Source organism: Allobosea sp. P4_E12, from assembly GCF_056401655.1.
This window is the reverse complement of the sequence record NZ_JBFUIY010000004.1, coordinates 148,787-164,933: the sequence shown is the minus strand read 5'-3', so window position 1 is coordinate 164,933 and position 16,147 is coordinate 148,787. Positions and strand designations below refer to the sequence as shown.

The following is a 16,147-nucleotide window of genomic DNA, read 5'->3' as shown; positions in this document are numbered from 1 at the left end:
CGGCGGCGCTCAGGCTTCGTTTCTGACGAAGCCGCGGATCTTGGCTGCGTTCCGGCCCAGCGCCGTACTTGCCTGCTGGAGTTCGCCCGCGCCGACCTCACCCTCGCGAACGACCAGCACGATGTCGTCGACCGCATCTGCAAAACGCTCCGTGAAAGCGTCGGAACCCAGCGAGGCACCATCGATGAAGACCGGCCCGAAGCGGCGGGCCGCGCCGAAGAAGTCGTGGCTGATCTGTTCGGCTGTGACGAGTTCCGGATGCCCTTTGCGCGGCACGAAGAACAGGCCGGTGCCCTCGTCCTGCAGCGCCGCACGGATCAGGCTGGCGCTGCCGGAGACGATCTCGTGCACACCTGCCTGCGCGTCCGGCGCGAAGACCGATGTCAGGCTGTTTCCGCCGAGGCCGGCATCGACCAGCATGGCCGGCAACCCCGCTTGCGCGGCATCGAGCGCGAGGTTGAGCGCCAGCGTCGAGGCGCCGGCATTGCGGCGCAATCCGACGACGAGAATCCGCCGACTGGGACTGCCCTGGCTGGCGAGTTCGGTTCGGATGCCGCGGATCGCCCGGGCGAAGGAGGCATTCGGCTTGTCGATGACGTCGACGAGATGAGCCTTGGCCTGAAAGACCGAGCGCACTTCGCCATCCCGCCGCCAGCGTCGATGCCTCACGGCAGGCAGTTTTGCCAGCAAGGCCAAGGGGGGAGCTGCGGGGGCTCGCACGACCTCCGGAGTACGGGCTGGTTGACCGCCTTGAATCGCCATGAAACGCCGCCATCCGGTCCTGGCGGGGGCCGCGACCGCATCAGGGGAAGGCGGCTCCGTGGCCGCAGCGACCACAGGGACGGGATCGGCAGGAGCGGGCGGGGGCGATGCCTGAGCGGCAACAGGCTCGTGGCGATTGCGGAATGGCCAGCGGCGCAGCCCGGCAGGCGGTGCAGGCAGGGAGCCGCCAAACAGCGCCAATCCGAGTGCGGCGATCGCGCCCAGACCGCCCCCGGCGATGCCTCCGAGCATGACGACGGTGCGCCTGCTGACGCCGTTCTTCTCGAGCGCCGGCATGGCCATGCTGATGACGCGCGCATTGGTCGTGTCGATACCGGACAGTTCCCCGGTCTCACGTGCCCGCCGCAGGAAGGCGTCATAGACGGCGCGCGAGGATTCGATCTCGCGTTCGAGCTCGCGCAACTGCACCGAAGCGCGGCCGGCGCTGTATTGCTGCCTGGTCAGCTCCTCGACGCGCCGCGCGATCTGCCTCTCGGCATCGACGGCGCGGTCGTATTCGATCTTGGCGGCGCGCGCGATCCGGGCAAGTTCCTCGTTGATCTGCCGGCGCGCATCGCGCACCTGAGCCTGCGCCGCGGCGAGCGCGGGGTGACGCGAGCCGAGCGAGGCCAGCAGATCGGCTTCCTTGCTGAGCGCCGCGCCCAACTGGGACCGGAGTGCAGTCATGGTGTTCGAGGCGACCGCCTCGGGTATGGCGCCGGCCTCGATGCTCGAGGCGCGCGTCGCAAGCGTCTGGTCGTATTTCGCCTTGGCTTCGCTGACCCTGGTGCGCAAGGCGACGAGCTGGGCATTGTTCAGCGCAAGCTGTTCTTCGCCGATCGACTTGCCGCCTGCACCGACGAGGCTGTTGGCTTCCTTGTATTTCTCTGCCTTCTCCTCGGCGATGCGCAGGCGGTTGCGCAATTCCTCCAGGCGCCCGGTCAGCGCGCCGGTGGCGCGTTGCGCAGCCTCGGCACGGACGGAAGCCTGGTCGTCGAGATAGGCGGTGGCAAGCGCATTGGCGATCCGCGCTGCCTTATCGGGATCGCGCGAGGTCACCGAGATGTCGATGACGAAGGTCCGCTCGCCACGCCGGACCGTGACGTTCTTGTCGAGGGCCGCGAGCGCATAGAGCAATCCATCGCGGGAAGAGGTGCTGTTGCTGCCAGAGAGGAGTCGACCCAGCCCGCTCTTGGCGGCCTCGCCCCCGAATTCCGGATCCTTGTCGAGGCCCTCGCTCTTGACGACGCGCGCCTTGATGCTGTCCGAGGCGATGATGCGCGCCTGGCTTTCGAGATAGGCCGTAAGCGAGGTCGGGTCGCTGCCGACCGCATTGGGCGAGACTTCGTTCTGCAGCACGCGCAGATCGCGCGGATCGATGAAAAGCTGGGCGGTCGAGACGTATTTCGGCGGAATGAACAGGCTTGCCAGGGCGGCAAGGAGGGCGCCCGCCAGCGCTGCCGCGATGATCAGTCCCTTTCGGCTCCACAGCGTCTGAAAGAGCCAGGCCGGGTTGGTCAGGCGCGCCAATGCTGACGGCACAGCTCCGCCGGCCGCCGGCTCCGTGCGGCTGCCGGCCTGTTCGGTTCTGCTGAGCTCGCCATCGGCGGTCTCGGTCGTGAACATGACGCTACGCTTCACTCAAACCTGCCCGGCCCGGGATGATGATGGTCGTCACCCCGGCGGACATCGAACTCACCAACACCGCTCAGCTCGTCCCCAGCCGATAACGGTCAAGTACCTTCATCATCGGCTTCGGCCTGTAGTCCTCATCGAGGGGGAGTGGCCGGGCCTTGGCAGAATCCTTACGCGCGAAGGTCTCTCCGATCCATGAATAGCGGTCGCTGAGGCCCCAGGTGACGATCGCCTTGGGCTGGCGCGCGGGGACCACCGCATTCAGGAAGGTCGAAACGAGGTTTGCCGCGGTGCTGTCGCGCTCCCGCGCTACAGCCGGCAGCTTCCAATCGATCACGTCGAGTTCGGTAATCTCGACATCGACGCCGAGCGTGCCGAGATCCTGCATGAAATGCTGCAAGCCGGGCGTATCGATGGCGCGTTCGCCGTACAGATGGGCCTGCATACCGAGCCCATGGACCGGGATGCCCTTGTCGCGCAGGTCCCGGATGATCGAGAGAGCCGCGGCGCGGCGCCTCACGATGCGCGGATCGGTATCCTCGAAATCATAGTCGTTGATCACCAGCCGCGCCTCTGGATCGATCTGGGCCGCGGTCCGGAAAGCGATCTCGATATGTTCGGGGCCGAGCAGGCGCTGCCAGATCGTGTCGCGATAGGGCTCCTCGAGGGTCGGATCGTGAGCGATCACCTCATTGACCACATCCCAGGTCGGTATGACGCCCTTGTAGCGGTCCACGACGGTCTCGATATGGCTGATTAGCTCGCGCTCGGCTTCCGCCTTCGTGCTCATCTCCTTGGCCCAGGGCGGCAAGGCCATGCCCCAGAGCAAGGCGTGGCCGCGCAGGGCCTGCTTGTTGCCGCGTGCGAAGGCGACCAGCTCGTCGGCTCCGGAGAAGTCGAACCGGGAGCGGTCATGCCGGAGCGCTTCCCATTTGAGGTCGTTCATCGGGACGATGACGTTGCAATAGGTCTTCAAAGCCTCGCGATAGCGCGGGTCGGCGCGGAAGGGCTCGATCTGCGCGGCCGAGCCGAATGGAATGGCGGGTCGGCCGACCTGCGCGAGACCGGCGCTCGGCCACGCCAGGGCGAGGCTGGCAGTTCCGGCCAGGGCGTCGCGCCTGGTGATGCGGCTCATGTTCCGTTCCGATTCAGGCAGCTGCGCGGGGCAGCGCTTCCCGGGCTTCGTTTAGGGTCGCTCAATGCCTTTGCGTTAAGCGAGGTTCGGGCTCAATTTTGGCGTGAGCAGGGCCCGAGCCAGCTCTCGCCGCCGCCGCAATGGACTCCATGTCGCCAGATCGTGCCACCATATCCGCCTACCTTACGATCCTGAGCGGCTCAGCCGGTCGTCTCATTATCTCTCTTGTATATTTCCTCATCGTTGCGAATACGTTGACCCTTGGTGAGTTTGGCCTGTTCGCGACGGCCTCCTCGACAGGACTCATTCTCTCGCGGTTGCTGGCTTTCGGCTTCGTCTCGCCGGTCTATCGCGTCGCCACGGTCAAGCCGCGTCTCCTCGGCGCCTATCTCGCCGGCTTCGGCGGGCTTGCCGTCCTGTCGCTGCCGCTGATCGCTGCAGTTGCCGCCCTGGCCTATGTCGCCTTGTTTAGGGAGCGGCTGGATCTTCTTCCCTTCGCCCTGATCATCGTCGCCGAGGTGCTCGGCTGGCGCCTCGTCGAGGTCGTCGCCATCATCAATAACGGCCTGAGGCGTTTCAGGCAGTCCGCCCTGCTCGTCATCATCGGCTCCTCGCTGCGCACGCTTGCTGCGGTTGCCTTCTATGGTCTGGGCCATGCGAGCCTGGAAACCTGGGTCTGGGCCTATCTCGGCACTACGATCCTGTCCGCGGTGATCGCGCTGACGCTGTTTCTGCCGCCGCTGCGCCTGCGTTTCGTTAGGGCGCTCTATCCCCGCCGCATGGCCGATGCCGTATTCGCGGGCGCGGCCGACATCGTGTTCTACGTCCAATCCGAACTCGACAAGCTGCTGATGCTGGCGCTCGCGGGAGAACGCACCGCGGGGCTCTATGCCATCGCCATGCGCGTCATCGATCTTACCGCGATGCCGGTGCGCAGCTTCAACCAGATGCTGGTCCAGAAGATCATGAAGGATCGCGGCCTCGGCGGCGGCTGGCGACGCAAGATGCTGGTCGAACTCGCGATCGCGTTGGTCTCGATCGGCGGACTGGTCGCCATCGTCATTCTGCTGATGCCGTTTCCCGGCGCGCTCGGCCGCAACGTCTCCGAGGCCGCCTATCTCTTCCTGCCGATGTTCGCGGTGCCTGCCTTCCGCAACCTCGTCGAGTATCACGCCGAGTTGCTCTATGCGCGGGAGCGCACCGGCTCGCGTATCGCGCTGCTCTGCGCCATCACCGCGCTCAAGGCGGCACTGATCGCCTGGGTGATGATTCGCTTCGGCCAGGAAGAGGCCTGGGCCCCCTGGTTCAACGCCGTCTTCGGCGCAGTCTATCTGCTCTCCGTCACGGTCACCTATCGGTTGCTTGGCCGGGCCCGCTGAACCGGGACTATTGTGCTTCGAACAGCGCCTTCAGGCGCTCGACGGGCTGCCCGATGAAGGATTGCACGCCGACCGCGACCTGTCCCGGTTCCAGGATGTCCTCGAAGCTGCGCAACGTCGCCAGCTCGCCGACATCTTCGGGAAACCAGTAAACCTTGCAGAGCTCGTGCTCGTCCGGCCAGTGGCCGGCGGCTTCGAGCCCGAGCACGCGTTCGACGAAATAGCCGTAGATCATGTATTCCGAGAATTGCCGGTGCGTGGCGATCGCTTCGACCCAGCTGCGCCCGGCTATCTCCTCGATGCGCGTCATCATCGCCAGCACGGCGTCCCGTCGCCAGCTGACGAGATTGTTGATGTAGTCGGGACTGGGAAATGCTGGTTCCGGCAGTCCGAGCAGGCGGGCCGCCATCATGCACCAGTCGGTATGCTGGGCCATGGCGCCGGTGATGCCGTCGGGCTTGCGGTAGAGGCGGACCGTCCCGTCCCGGCCGAGGCGCGTGACGTCGAAGGGCCGCAGGAACATCATGTCGGAATCGGCGAAGATCACCACGTCCTCGTGGCTCTTCATCGGAAAGGCGAACTTGCGCAGCTGTTGTGCGTGCCAGCCGCGCAGCGGCGGCAGACCGCGCCGCAGGGCACCGAGGCCCGTCCAGACCCGGCGACGTCCGAGGCTCAGGAGATCGGGCCGGGGTTTCAGCCAGGAGGGCAGAAGCTCCGCCTCCGCGATCACCCGCCGGTGCGGACCTTCCAGCTGCTTGAACAGCGCGACGTCCCGATCCTCGACCAGAAGGTAATGGGCCGTGTGGCCGGTGACGAAACGGTCGATGCTGGCGCAGAGCAGCCGGCAGCGTTCGAAGTCCCCGGCATAGCTCGGCGTCGCAATGGCGTAGCTGAGGCTCATTGCGTCGGACCGCGGGGCTGGAACCTGATGCGCAGCATCCGCAGCAGGAACGCGGGGTTGCCGAGCACATAGCGCCGCCACAGCCGGCGGGGCTCCAGCAGGAGGCGGTAGAGCCATTCCAGCCGCAGACGCCGCAGGACGTCTGGCGCGCGCTCGACCTCGCCTGCCAGAAAATCGAACAGCGCACCGATACCGGCAGCGATCGTCGCGTGCTGGAGCGTGATCTTCTCTGCAATCCAGCGTTCCTGAAGCGGATTTCCGAAGGCCACGAGCAGGAGATCGGGCGGGCTTTCGGCCAGCTGCGCCAGAAGCCCGGCCTCTTCGCTCTGAGCAAAATAGCCGTGGCTCAGCACGGTGAAGCCGTGCCGTGGGTAATCCTGAGTCAGGCGCGCCGCAGCGCGCTCGGCCACACCTGGCTGTCCGCCCAGCAACGTCACGCGGAGCGAACGGTTCTGCGCGGCGAGCAGGGCCGGAATGAAGTCGGTGCCATTGAGATTTGCGGGGAAGGACGCGCCATAGAGAAGCCGGGAGCCGATATCGACGCCGATTCCGTCCGCAAGCACCAGGAAGTCCTTGAGCTGCGCCTGCAGCCTTGCGTCCACGGCGGCCAGGTTGACGAGGTTCGCATTGCAGAAGGCGAGCTTCACGTGGCGGTGACGGGCAAGTGCCGTGTCGAGCACCGCGAGCGCCTGCGCGCGATCGAGCACAGCCACACCAATGCCGCCGATATCGCGGCGGGCATGGTCGGGATGGTCGGCTGGCTGCGTGTGCGATGACATGTCGAAGAATGAAATGGCAGTCACGATCTCGTTCATTTCGAGGCGTTTTCGGTTCCTGTCTTGGCCGCTCACGGCGGTGGATCACGCCAAGCCCGATGGACGGTGAACAGCCCTTGACCCTGACTACCATCAGACCGGCTGCCGAGGAGTTGCGGAACGGGATTGGCGCTGTCTCATAACGGGACGCCGTCATGTCGGTCGTTGCAGCCGGATTCCCTGACCCCTTCGTGTCGCGGCCGAACTCCGCTCTCGGCGTCTCATTCCGGCGCGTGACCGGGCGGCATGGCGCTTGCCGCTCGCAGCCGTGAGAGCAGTTGGAAGGGAGCGTCCTGTTCCGTTCCGGAGCGCTCGCCGCCGGCCGTCAGGCCGTTGTGGCTCCGGAGAGCCTGCCGCGATGATGAGCGTCAACGATCTGAACTATGCGGCGGCGGCTGCCGACGAACGCGCCAATGCCTGGCGGCACTGGATCGGTCTCGTCACGGCGCTGACAGACGCGGTCGTGGTGCTGACGATCGTGTCCCTCGCCTCCGTGGTCTACCACCTCCTGGCCTACGGCCATTTCGGCGATGTCAGGATCACGCGCGAGCTGGCGATGATGATCGCGGCGATCTTCGTCTTCACCAATGTGATGCGCGGTCGCTACCAGCTCAGCCATTATCTCTCTGCGAAGGGGCAGATGGCCTCGGCCTTTACGGTCTGGAACATTACGATGGTGGCCTTCATCGCCGTCGCGTTCCTCGCCAAGATCGTCGATCATTATTCACGCGCCGTCGTGCTCGTGACCTATCTGGCCGGCATTCCGCTGATCACTCTGGCGCGTGCCGGCATTGCCCGCATCATTTCAGTGGCCAGCAAGACCGGCCGCATCACCACGGAGCGGGTGTTCCTGATCGGCCGTGAACCCGACGTGATGTCCTTCGTCTCGCGCCATCAACCCTGGAACATGGGCTTCGCCATCGTCGACGTCGCTTTCCTGCACAGCAACGACGCGCGCCGCATCAATGATCCGATGGCCGCGCTCAAGGCCGATCTGGTCACCGCTGCAGGGCGCTGCCGGCAGATGCGGCCGGACGCGGTCTTCATCGCCTTGCCCTGGTCGGATCAGGAGACGATCGATGCCTGCATCGATGCCTTCATGAACCTGCCGGTCGCGATCCACCTCGCGCCCGAGCGGATCATGGATCGGTTCGACAGTCCCCATATCGTGCGCATCGGCTCGTTCGCCAGCCTGCGGCTGACGCGCCCGGCGCTGTCCACCGCTGCGATCGTCGCGAAGCGCGGCTTTGACATCGTCGCCGCTTCGACCATCCTGCTTCTGGCGTTGCCGGTTCTGCTGATCATTGCGGGGTTGATCAAGCTCGACACGCGCGGACCGGTGTTCTTCCTGCAGCGACGCTACGGCTTCAACCAGCAGCCCTTCCGGATCTTCAAGTTCCGCACGATGACGGCGACCGATGACGGCGACGTCATTCGTCAGGCGACGCGTAACGACCCGCGCATCACGCGCATCGGCCGCTTGCTGCGCCGCTTCAATCTCGATGAGCTGCCGCAACTCATGAATGTCATCGCCGGTCAGATGTCGCTGGTTGGGCCGCGCCCGCATGCGCTCGCCCATGATCACGCGTTCCAACGCAAGATCGCCCTCTATGCCCGGCGTCACAATGTGAAGCCGGGCATCACCGGCTGGGCTCAGGTCAACGGCCTGCGCGGTGAGACCGACACGGACGAGAAAATGGCCAAGCGGGTCGCATTCGATCACTGGTACATCGACAATTGGTCGTTCTGGCTTGATCTCGGCATTCTCCTGCGCACTGTGTTCAGCGCGCGGGCCTATCTCAACGCCCAATAGTCGACGCGCTGATCTGCCCCGATTTGCGCAGACCGGCATGGCACCGAGCGCGCTGGCCTAGCGGAAATCAGGCCGCTACCGTGCAGTCCGACTTCTCAGCCGGGGGCTTGCCATGAACCAAATCGATTTAGACGGTCGCGTCGCCATTGTGACCGGTGGAGCGCAGGGGATTGGCCGTGCGGTTGCCGAGCGCTTCGCGGCGAGTGGCGCCAAGGTCGAGATCTGGGACCTCGATGGCGCGCTCGCAGCAAAGGCGGCGGGCGAGATCGGCAAGGGGGCGACCGGGATCGCCATCGATGTCACCGATGCCGCCGCCGTGAAGCGGGCGGCCGACGCGCTCGAGGCTCGCCTCGGCAGCGTCGATATCCTCGTGACCAGCGCCGGCATCGCGGGCCCCAACCTGAAGACCTGGGAATACCCGCTCGACGAATGGGCGAAGATCATGCGCCTGAATGTCGATGGCACGCTGCATTGCTGCCAGGCGGTGATACCCGGAATGCTGAAGCGCAATTACGGCCGGCTGGTGCTGGTCGCGTCGATCGCCGGCAAGGAAGGCAACCCCAACGCCTCGGCCTATTCCGCCTCGAAGGCGGCGGTGATCGCCTTGACCAAATCGCTCGGCAAGGAACTCGCCGACAAGGATATCGCGGTCAACTGCATCACGCCCGCAGCGGCGCGGACCCGCATCTTCGACCAGATGAGCGAAGAGCATATCGGCTACATGCTGGCCAAGATCCCGCGCGGCCGTTTCCTGCAGCCTGACGAGGTCGCCTCGATGGTCGGTTTCCTGGCTTCCGCCGAGAACAGCTTCACCACAGGCGCGGTGTTCGATCTGTCGGGTGGGCGCGCGACTTACTGATCCCGATCCGCGCCGCGCGGTTCTGCGGGGCGCGGTTTGCCTTTTCGGTCAGAGGCGCTGGCCGACATCGATCCGGTTGCCGTCCGGATCGGCGAAGACGAAGGACCGCAGCCCGTATTCCTGGTCCCGCAGCCCCTTGATGATACGCAGCCCTTCGCGCTGGCAAATCGCGTGCAGGGCCTCGGCATCGCCGACCATCAGATGGGCGACGTTGAATGGCGCGGCGAGATGCGTCTTCTGCAGGGTGAGATGCAGTTCGGCTTCATCGCGCTTCAGGATCATGAAGCCGACGGGGACACCGTTCTCGAAGGTTTTTCGGAAGCCGAGCACCCGTGTGTAGAAGTCGTGGGCCTTGTCCATGTCGCGTACTGGCAACATGGCGGCAATCCGTCCGAAGCGGATTCCGTGGTCGATTGGGTCGGTCATGGCAACGTCTCGCGATGGGGAGCCGCTTCACCCGGTACCGGCGGTGCGGCGCGGACGAGTGCTTTCCAGGGGGTGAAGAGAGACGGTGCTCCGGCTGGATGATTAGCAGGCGGATGGGCTGTCGCGCCAGTCATGGAAATTCGACCTGGGGACGCCTCTGGCTGCTTCCCCCGCAGGGCCGATGCGCTATGGTTTCGCCATGACCGCCTCACTTCCCTCCGCCGCCGTCCTTGGTGCCCGTGCCTTTGCCGCACTCGATGGACTGAACCGCTTCACCGACGAGCCGGGCAAGATCACCCGTCTCTACCTCTCCCCTTCGCATCGGCAGGCTGCCGAGTGGACGAAGGGCGCGATGGAAGTGGCGGGGCTCGACGCCTTCATCGATGCCGCCGGATCGGTCCAGGGCCGTCGCGAGGGCGCAAAGCCTGGTCTTCCCGCCGTGCTGATCGGCTCGCATATCGATACGGTGAAGGATGGCGGCCGGTTTGACGGCAATCTCGGCGTCGTCGCCGGTATCCTTGCAGCGCAGGCGCTTCGCGATGCCGGCATCGTCCTGCCCTTCGCACTGGAGGTGGTCGGTTTCGGGGACGAGGAGACGGTGCGTTTTCCGACCTCCCTTTCGACCTCGTCGGCTTTGATCGGGCACTATGATACGGCTTGGCTCGACTCCCGGGATGCGGATGGCGTGGTGCTGCGTGATGCGCTCGTCGCCTTCGGCGGGGACCCATCGGGAATTGCTGCGCTGAAGCGCAAGCCCGGCTCCGTAAAGGCTTATCTCGAAGTCCATATCGAGCAGGGTCCGGTGCTGGAGAGCGAGAACGAAGCCGTCGGCATCGTCACGGCCATCAACGCCCAGAAGCGGGCCCGGGTCCGCGTCACCGGCGAGGCCGGCCATGCCGGGACGGTTCCGATGAAGCTGCGCAAGGATGCACTTGCGGCTGCCGCGGAGATGGCGCTGGCGCTCGAGGATATTGCGGCTGCGCATGAGCAGGCGGTCGGCACGGTAGGGGTGTTCAGGCCTGATCCGGGCGCCACCAATGTCGTGCCCGGCGCGGTCGACTTCACCGTCGATTTCCGCTCGCCGCGCAACGAGACGCTGGCGAGCATGGACAAGGCCATTGCCGAGCGCTTCGCCGCGATCGCGGCTCGGCGCGGTGTCGGGTTGGAGATCACGCCCTATTCGCAGGAAGATGCGACGCCGATGGCGGAGCGGCTGCAGGAGGCCTTTGCGACGGGCATCGCCCGTACGGGCTCGAACCTCAGTGCTCGCCGTCTCCCGTCCGGCGCCGGCCATGACGCCATGGCGATGGCACGGCTCTGTCCCTCAGCCATGCTCTTCGTCCGCTGCGAGAGGGGCATCAGCCATTCCCCGCTGGAGAACATGACCGAACTCGACGCCGGCATCGCGATCCGGGTGCTGCTCGAGACCGTCCTGGAGCTGGCGCGGCAGGAGGGGTAACCCCTCGTCCTGCTCGGCTGTACGCGCCGAGCAGCTATTTTCGTGCAAAAACCGCGTGACGGCTGGCCTTACTCGAGCGTCCCGACCACCGCCTCGACCGCCTCGACGATCGCGCCCGAGCGCACCAGCGCCGTCGCCTGATTCATCTCGGCAGCGTACCAGCGGTCGCCGTCGAGCGCGGGCGGGATCGTCTCGCGCAACGCGTCGAGCGCCGCCTGCGTGCCCCGGCCGAGCGGATGGCCCTTGGCGGTCTCCGCGATCAGGGTCAGCGCCTGGCAGGCCATCAGGATTTCCATGGCAATGATCATCTCGACATTTTCGACCACGGTGCGGGCCTTTCGGCCGCACCAGGTCGAATTCGAGACATGGTCCTCGGCATTCGACTTGCCGGGGATCGAATCGACGGATCCCGGCGACGACAGCGTCCGGTTCTCCATCACCAGCGCCGACATCGAGCACTGCACCGTGGCGAAGCCGGTATTCAGGCCGCGCTTGCCGGCGAGCAGGTTGCGCGGCAGGCCGTAGCTGAGCGTCGGGTCGATCAGCCGGGCGAGGCGACGCTCGCAGATCGAGCCGAGATCGGTCATGGCCATGGCGAGTAGGTCCATCGCCTGCGCGACGTATTGGCCGTGGAAATGACCGCCGGAGATCACGGTGTAGCTGCCGCTTTCCTCGAAGATCAGCGGGTTGTCCGTGGCCGAGTTGGTCTCGGTGCCGATGACGCGCAGCACGTAGTCGAGCGCCTCGCGTGCCGGGCCATGCACCTGCGGGCCGCAGCGCAGCGAATAGACATCCTGCACGCGTGGTGACGGCGGCTTGCCGGGCGTGCGGCCGATCTCGTCGGGGTAGATCGTCTCGCGGGCCGAAGCCGAGCAGCGCTTCGAGCCCTGCGTCAGTTTCAGGATATTGCGGGCCACCAGCCCCTGGCCCGGATGGGGACGCGCGGCGTGGACGCGCGGATCGAAGGCTGCAAGCTCGCCCCGCATCGCCTCCAGCGAAAGCGCGAGCCCGATATCGGCCGCCTTGACCAGACGTTTGGCATCCTCGCTCGCCAGCACGCCGAGCGCGAGCGAAACCGTCGAGCCGTTGATCAGGGCAGAGGCATCCTTGGCGCCGAGCGGGAAATCCGGCGTGAGGCCAGCCTTCGCCAGCGCAGCGCGCGCCGGCATGCGCTTGCCCTTGTAGATCGCTTCGGCTTCGGCGAAGCCGCAGACAGCCGCCGACATATGGGCGAGCGGGGCGAGATCGCCGGAGGCGCCGACCGAGCCCTTCTGCGGGATCACCGGGTGCACGCCGGCATTGAGGCAGGCGAGCAGGCGCTCGACGAGCTCGACCTGGGGGCCGGAATAATTCGAGGCGAAGGCATTGGCGCGCAGCAGCATGGTGGCGCGCGTCACGTCTTCAGGGAAAGGCTCTCCGATGCCGGTCGCGTGCGCGTAGACGCTCTTGCGCTGATATTCGGTCATCTCCGACATCAGCACGCGCTGGTCCTTGAACAGGCCGACACCCGTGTTGAAGGAATACATGAACGGCGCATCGTCGGTCATGAAATGCGCATCGATATGGGCGCGTGTCGCCGCAATGCGCTCGCGTGCCGCCTTGGCGAGGCCGGCCTTCTCGTAGCGACCGGAAGGGCCCGGCCTTGCGACCTTGAGAACCTGCTTGCCCTTGAGCGTGCGCCCGTCGATCGAAACCGCCATGCTCGTCCCTTCCGCGTGGTCCGTTCTGTTTCCTCTGGTCTAGAGCATGGCATCCGAAAGGGGAAACCGGCTTTCCGGCGGTTTTTGCGCCCTAACTCCTTGATCCAAGACGGATTCAGGTTTCAAACCAAGCAGCTTTGCCGTTTCGTGAATAATCGGCCGGTCCTTGTGGCGTGGCTGCAGCAATGAAAAAGGCCGTGCACTGATGGGCGAGGTCAAGATTTGGAATTGGTGGCTCAGCCCCCGGCAGCGCATTGTGCACCGAACGCCTCATCTTGAGCGCTCCTGACAACGGATTCGCCTGCCAATGCCTCGCATGATCGACTATTTCCTCACGCTGTCCTCGCCCTGGGCCTATCTCGGCCATGCGGCTTTCCTTGAGACCGCCAAGCGCCATGGCGCGACGGTGACCTACCGGCCGATGCCGGTGCGGGCGGTTTTCGACGAGACGGGCGGACTGCCGCTGCCGAAGCGCCACCCCTCGCGCCAGCGCTATCGTCTCGTTGAGCTGCAGCGCTGGCGCGAACGGCGTGGCCTGCCGCTGGTGTTGCAGCCGAAGCATGTGCCGTTCGATCCTTCCCTGGCGGATCGCTTCGTCACCGCCGTGGTGGCGGCTGGCCATGATCCCGATGCGTTCCTGCGCCGCGCCTTCCACACCATCTGGTCGGACGAGCGGGACATGGGCGATCGCTCGGTGATCGCCGGGCTGGCCACCGCGGAGGGGCTTCCGGCCGAGGCCCTGCTGACGGCCGCCGAGAGCGCGGCGAGTTCTGAGCGCTATGAAGCCAATCGCGTTGACGCGATCGCCGCCGGTGTCTTCGGGGCGCCCTCCTATGTGCTCGATGGCGAGGTCTTCTGGGGCCAGGACCGTATCGAACTCCTCGACTCCGCTCTGGCGAGCGGGCGGGCTGCCTATCTCCCGCAAGCCTGATCAGGCTCTCGCAGGCCTGATCTGACGCGACGCCTCGGGTGCCCTGCGACCGAGGCGCTGGCATGCCGTGCCCCAGGCGATATGGTTCAGGAACGCCTCCTAGGCGTGCTCAAGAATTCAATCGATTAAGGGAGAGCCGAGCGCGATGACACAGGATCATTCGACACCGAACTGGCCGCAATTGGCTGATCTCAGGGGCAAGAGAGTACTGATCACCGGTGCCAGCACCGGCATTGGCGCGGCGGCTGCGCGGGCCTTCGGTGCCAATGGCGCTCGCGTCGGCGTTCACTACAATGCCAGCCGTGACAAGGCGGAAGCGGTGGCCCGCGAGATCGAGGCGGCCGGTGGCAAGGCTGTGCTGATTGGCGGCGACGTCACGGAGAGCGGCGAGATTCCGCGCATCATGGCCGAGGCGCTTTCGGGCCTCGGCGGACTCGATGTGCTGATCAACAATGCCGGCGGGTTGGTGAAGCGCGTGCCGGTCACCGATTATGACGATGGCATCATCGACGACATCATCGATCTCAACATCCGCCAGGTCGCGCATTTCATGCGCGAGGCGGCCAGGACCCTGATCGCGCAGGCACGGGCGGCAGCATCGTTAATGTCAGCTCGGTCGCGGCGCGCATTGGTGGCGGCCCAGGCTCCGTGCTCTACGCCGCCTCAAAGGGGTTCATCTCGACGGCGACCCGCGGCTGGGCTCCCGAACTGGTCAAACACAGGATCCGGGTCAACGCCGTTTCGCCCGGGGTGATCATGACACCGTTCCACGAGCGCTACTCGACCCCCGAGCAACTCGCCGCGATGCAGGCCGGCATCCCGATGGACCGGCTCGGCAAGGCGGATGAATGCGTCGGCGCGTTCCTCTATCTCGCCTCCGAGACACTCGGCAGCTTCGTCACCGGCCAGATTCTCGAGGTCAATGGCGGCCAGTACATGCCGTAACCGTCGTTCCGTAACGGCCCCCGCGACACCGCGCACCATTTCGCGTTAGGCTCCTCTCTCGTAGGAGAGGCCCGTCGCAGGAGGCCACCCATGGACTACGAACACTTCTTCCGCACGGAGCTCGACGCGCTTCGCAAGGAGGGACGCTACCGGGTCTTCGCCGATCTGGAGCGCATCGTCGGGCGCTTTCCGCGTGCGCGCTACCATGGCGCGGACGGGCCCCGCGAGATCACGGTCTGGTGTTCCAACGACTATCTCGGCATGGGCCAGCATCCCGACGTGCTGGCCGCGATGCAGGAGGCCCTTGCCGGTTGCGGCGCTGGTGCCGGCGGCACCCGCAATATCAGCGGCACCAACCACTACCATGTGCTGCTTGAGCGGGAACTGGCCGACCTGCACGGCAAGGAGGCAGCGCTTCTCTTCAACTCCGGTTACATGTCGAACTGGGCCTCGCTCTCGACACTGGCCTCCCGGCTCCCGGGCTGCGTCGTCCTGACCGATGCGCTGAACCATGCCTCGATGATCGAGGGCATCCGGCATTCGCGCGCGGAGAAGCTGATCTTCGCCCATAATGATCCCGACGATCTGCGCCGCAAGCTGCAGAGCATCGATCCGGCCCGGCCCAAGCTGATCGCCTTCGAGTCGGTTTATTCGATGGACGGCGATATAGCCCCGGTCGCCGCCTTCTGCGACATTGCCGACGAGTTCGGTGCCATGACCTATATCGACGAGGTCCACGCTGTTGGCCTCTACGGGCCGCGTGGCGGCGGCATCAGCGAGCGCGACGGCCTCAGCGATCGCCTGACCCTGATCGAGGGCACGCTGGCCAAATCCTTCGGCGTGATGGGCGGCTATATCGCTGGCTCGGCCGCGCTCTGCGACTATGTCCGCAGCTTTGCCTCGGGCTTCATCTTCTCGAGCTCCCTGCCGCCGAACCTTGCGGCGGGGGCGCTCGCCGCGATCCGTCATCTCAAGACGAGCTCAGTCGAGCGCGAGCGCCAGAACGACAGGGTCATGGCGTTGAGGAGCCGGCTCGACGCGGTCGGCATCGCGCATCTCGCCAATCCCAGTCATATCGTCCCGGTGATGGTCGGCGACGCGGGGCTGTGCAAGGCGATCAGCGACGAGCTGCTGGCGCGCTTCGACATCTATGTCCAGCCCATCAACTATCCGACGGTGCCGCGCGGCACCGAGCGGCTGCGCATCACGCCGTCGCCGCTGCACAGCGATGCGGATATCGATCAGCTCGTGGTGGCGCTGACCGAGATCTGGAGCAGGGTGGGACTGAAGCGCGCGGCATAGCCGCGCCGACCTCTCCCGAACGGGAGCTCCGGAACCCATTCCGGAATGCTCTGGGTCCCGGCTCTGCACTTGGCTGAGGGCGGCC

General features: G+C 65.7%; 12 protein-coding genes and 1 pseudogene. 7 read left to right on the top strand and 6 right to left on the bottom strand.

What is annotated here, in order from left to right:
* Nucleotides 1–9: 9 nt before the first annotated feature.
* Both AC1DW9_RS06380 and AC1DW9_RS06375 read right to left on the bottom strand, forming a co-directional pair.
* Nucleotides 10–2,403: a Wzz/FepE/Etk N-terminal domain-containing protein gene (locus AC1DW9_RS06380; protein ID WP_476775085.1), complete on the bottom strand. Its 2,394-nt coding sequence runs from the start codon at nt 2,401–2,403 to the stop codon at nt 10–12.
* Nucleotides 2,404–2,470: 67 nt separating this feature from the next.
* Entirely contained in the window at nt 2,471–3,532 is a 1,062-nt protein-coding gene (locus tag AC1DW9_RS06375; RefSeq protein WP_441505013.1) for an endo-1,4-beta-xylanase, read from the bottom strand.
* Between the two features lie 254 nt (nt 3,533–3,786).
* On the opposite strand from AC1DW9_RS06375, the gene AC1DW9_RS06370 reads away from it, so the two are divergent.
* Nucleotides 3,787–4,911: a lipopolysaccharide biosynthesis protein gene (locus tag AC1DW9_RS06370; RefSeq protein ID WP_441505012.1), complete on the top strand. Its 1,125-nt coding sequence runs from the start codon at nt 3,787–3,789 to the stop codon at nt 4,909–4,911.
* A 7-nt stretch (nt 4,912–4,918) separates the two neighbouring features.
* Here AC1DW9_RS06370 and AC1DW9_RS06365 read toward each other — a convergent pair whose 3' ends face one another.
* Nucleotides 4,919–5,812, bottom strand: coding sequence for a DUF6492 family protein (locus AC1DW9_RS06365; RefSeq protein ID WP_441505011.1), 894 nt, complete (start codon nt 5,810–5,812; stop codon nt 4,919–4,921).
* Nucleotides 5,809–6,615: a WecB/TagA/CpsF family glycosyltransferase gene (locus AC1DW9_RS06360; protein ID WP_476767485.1), complete on the bottom strand. Its 807-nt coding sequence runs from the start codon at nt 6,613–6,615 to the stop codon at nt 5,809–5,811. Before AC1DW9_RS06360 ends, AC1DW9_RS06365 begins: the two co-directional genes overlap by 4 nt.
* A gap of 370 nt (nt 6,616–6,985) precedes the next feature.
* On the opposite strand from AC1DW9_RS06360, the gene AC1DW9_RS06355 reads away from it, so the two are divergent.
* Entirely contained in the window at nt 6,986–8,440 is a 1,455-nt protein-coding gene (locus AC1DW9_RS06355; protein ID WP_441505009.1) for an undecaprenyl-phosphate glucose phosphotransferase, read from the top strand.
* 112 nt (nt 8,441–8,552) lie between these two features.
* On the top strand, nt 8,553–9,299 hold the full coding sequence (locus tag AC1DW9_RS06350) for an SDR family NAD(P)-dependent oxidoreductase (protein ID WP_069878438.1): 747 nt from the start codon (nt 8,553–8,555) through the stop codon (nt 9,297–9,299).
* Between the two features lie 48 nt (nt 9,300–9,347).
* Here the strand turns inward: AC1DW9_RS06350 and AC1DW9_RS06345 are convergent, their stop codons facing one another.
* The gene (locus AC1DW9_RS06345) at nt 9,348–9,725 is read right to left on the bottom strand and encodes a glyoxalase superfamily protein (protein ID WP_441505008.1); all 378 of its coding nucleotides are present in this window, start codon (nt 9,723–9,725) and stop codon (nt 9,348–9,350) included.
* Nucleotides 9,726–9,924: 199 nt separating this feature from the next.
* Between AC1DW9_RS06345 and AC1DW9_RS06340 the strand changes: the two genes are divergently transcribed.
* Nucleotides 9,925–11,184 (top strand): allantoate amidohydrolase, encoded by a 1,260-nt coding sequence (locus AC1DW9_RS06340; RefSeq protein WP_441505007.1) that lies wholly within the window; start codon nt 9,925–9,927, stop codon nt 11,182–11,184.
* 68 nt (nt 11,185–11,252) lie between these two features.
* Here the strand turns inward: AC1DW9_RS06340 and AC1DW9_RS06335 are convergent, their stop codons facing one another.
* Nucleotides 11,253–12,884, bottom strand: a complete 1,632-nt coding sequence (locus AC1DW9_RS06335) for an HAL/PAL/TAL family ammonia-lyase (protein WP_441505006.1) — start codon at nt 12,882–12,884, stop codon at nt 11,253–11,255.
* A 307-nt stretch (nt 12,885–13,191) separates the two neighbouring features.
* On the opposite strand from AC1DW9_RS06335, the gene AC1DW9_RS06330 reads away from it, so the two are divergent.
* From AC1DW9_RS06330 to hemA, 3 genes and pseudogenes are all read left to right on the top strand, one after another.
* Nucleotides 13,192–13,815, top strand: a complete 624-nt coding sequence (locus AC1DW9_RS06330) for a 2-hydroxychromene-2-carboxylate isomerase (protein ID WP_441505005.1) — start codon at nt 13,192–13,194, stop codon at nt 13,813–13,815.
* A gap of 145 nt (nt 13,816–13,960) precedes the next feature.
* Nucleotides 13,961–14,760: pseudogene (locus AC1DW9_RS06325) on the top strand (SDR family NAD(P)-dependent oxidoreductase).
* 90 nt (nt 14,761–14,850) lie between these two features.
* Nucleotides 14,851–16,062: a 5-aminolevulinate synthase gene (hemA, locus tag AC1DW9_RS06320; protein WP_441505004.1), complete on the top strand. Its 1,212-nt coding sequence runs from the start codon at nt 14,851–14,853 to the stop codon at nt 16,060–16,062.
* Nucleotides 16,063–16,147 lie beyond the last annotated feature (85 nt).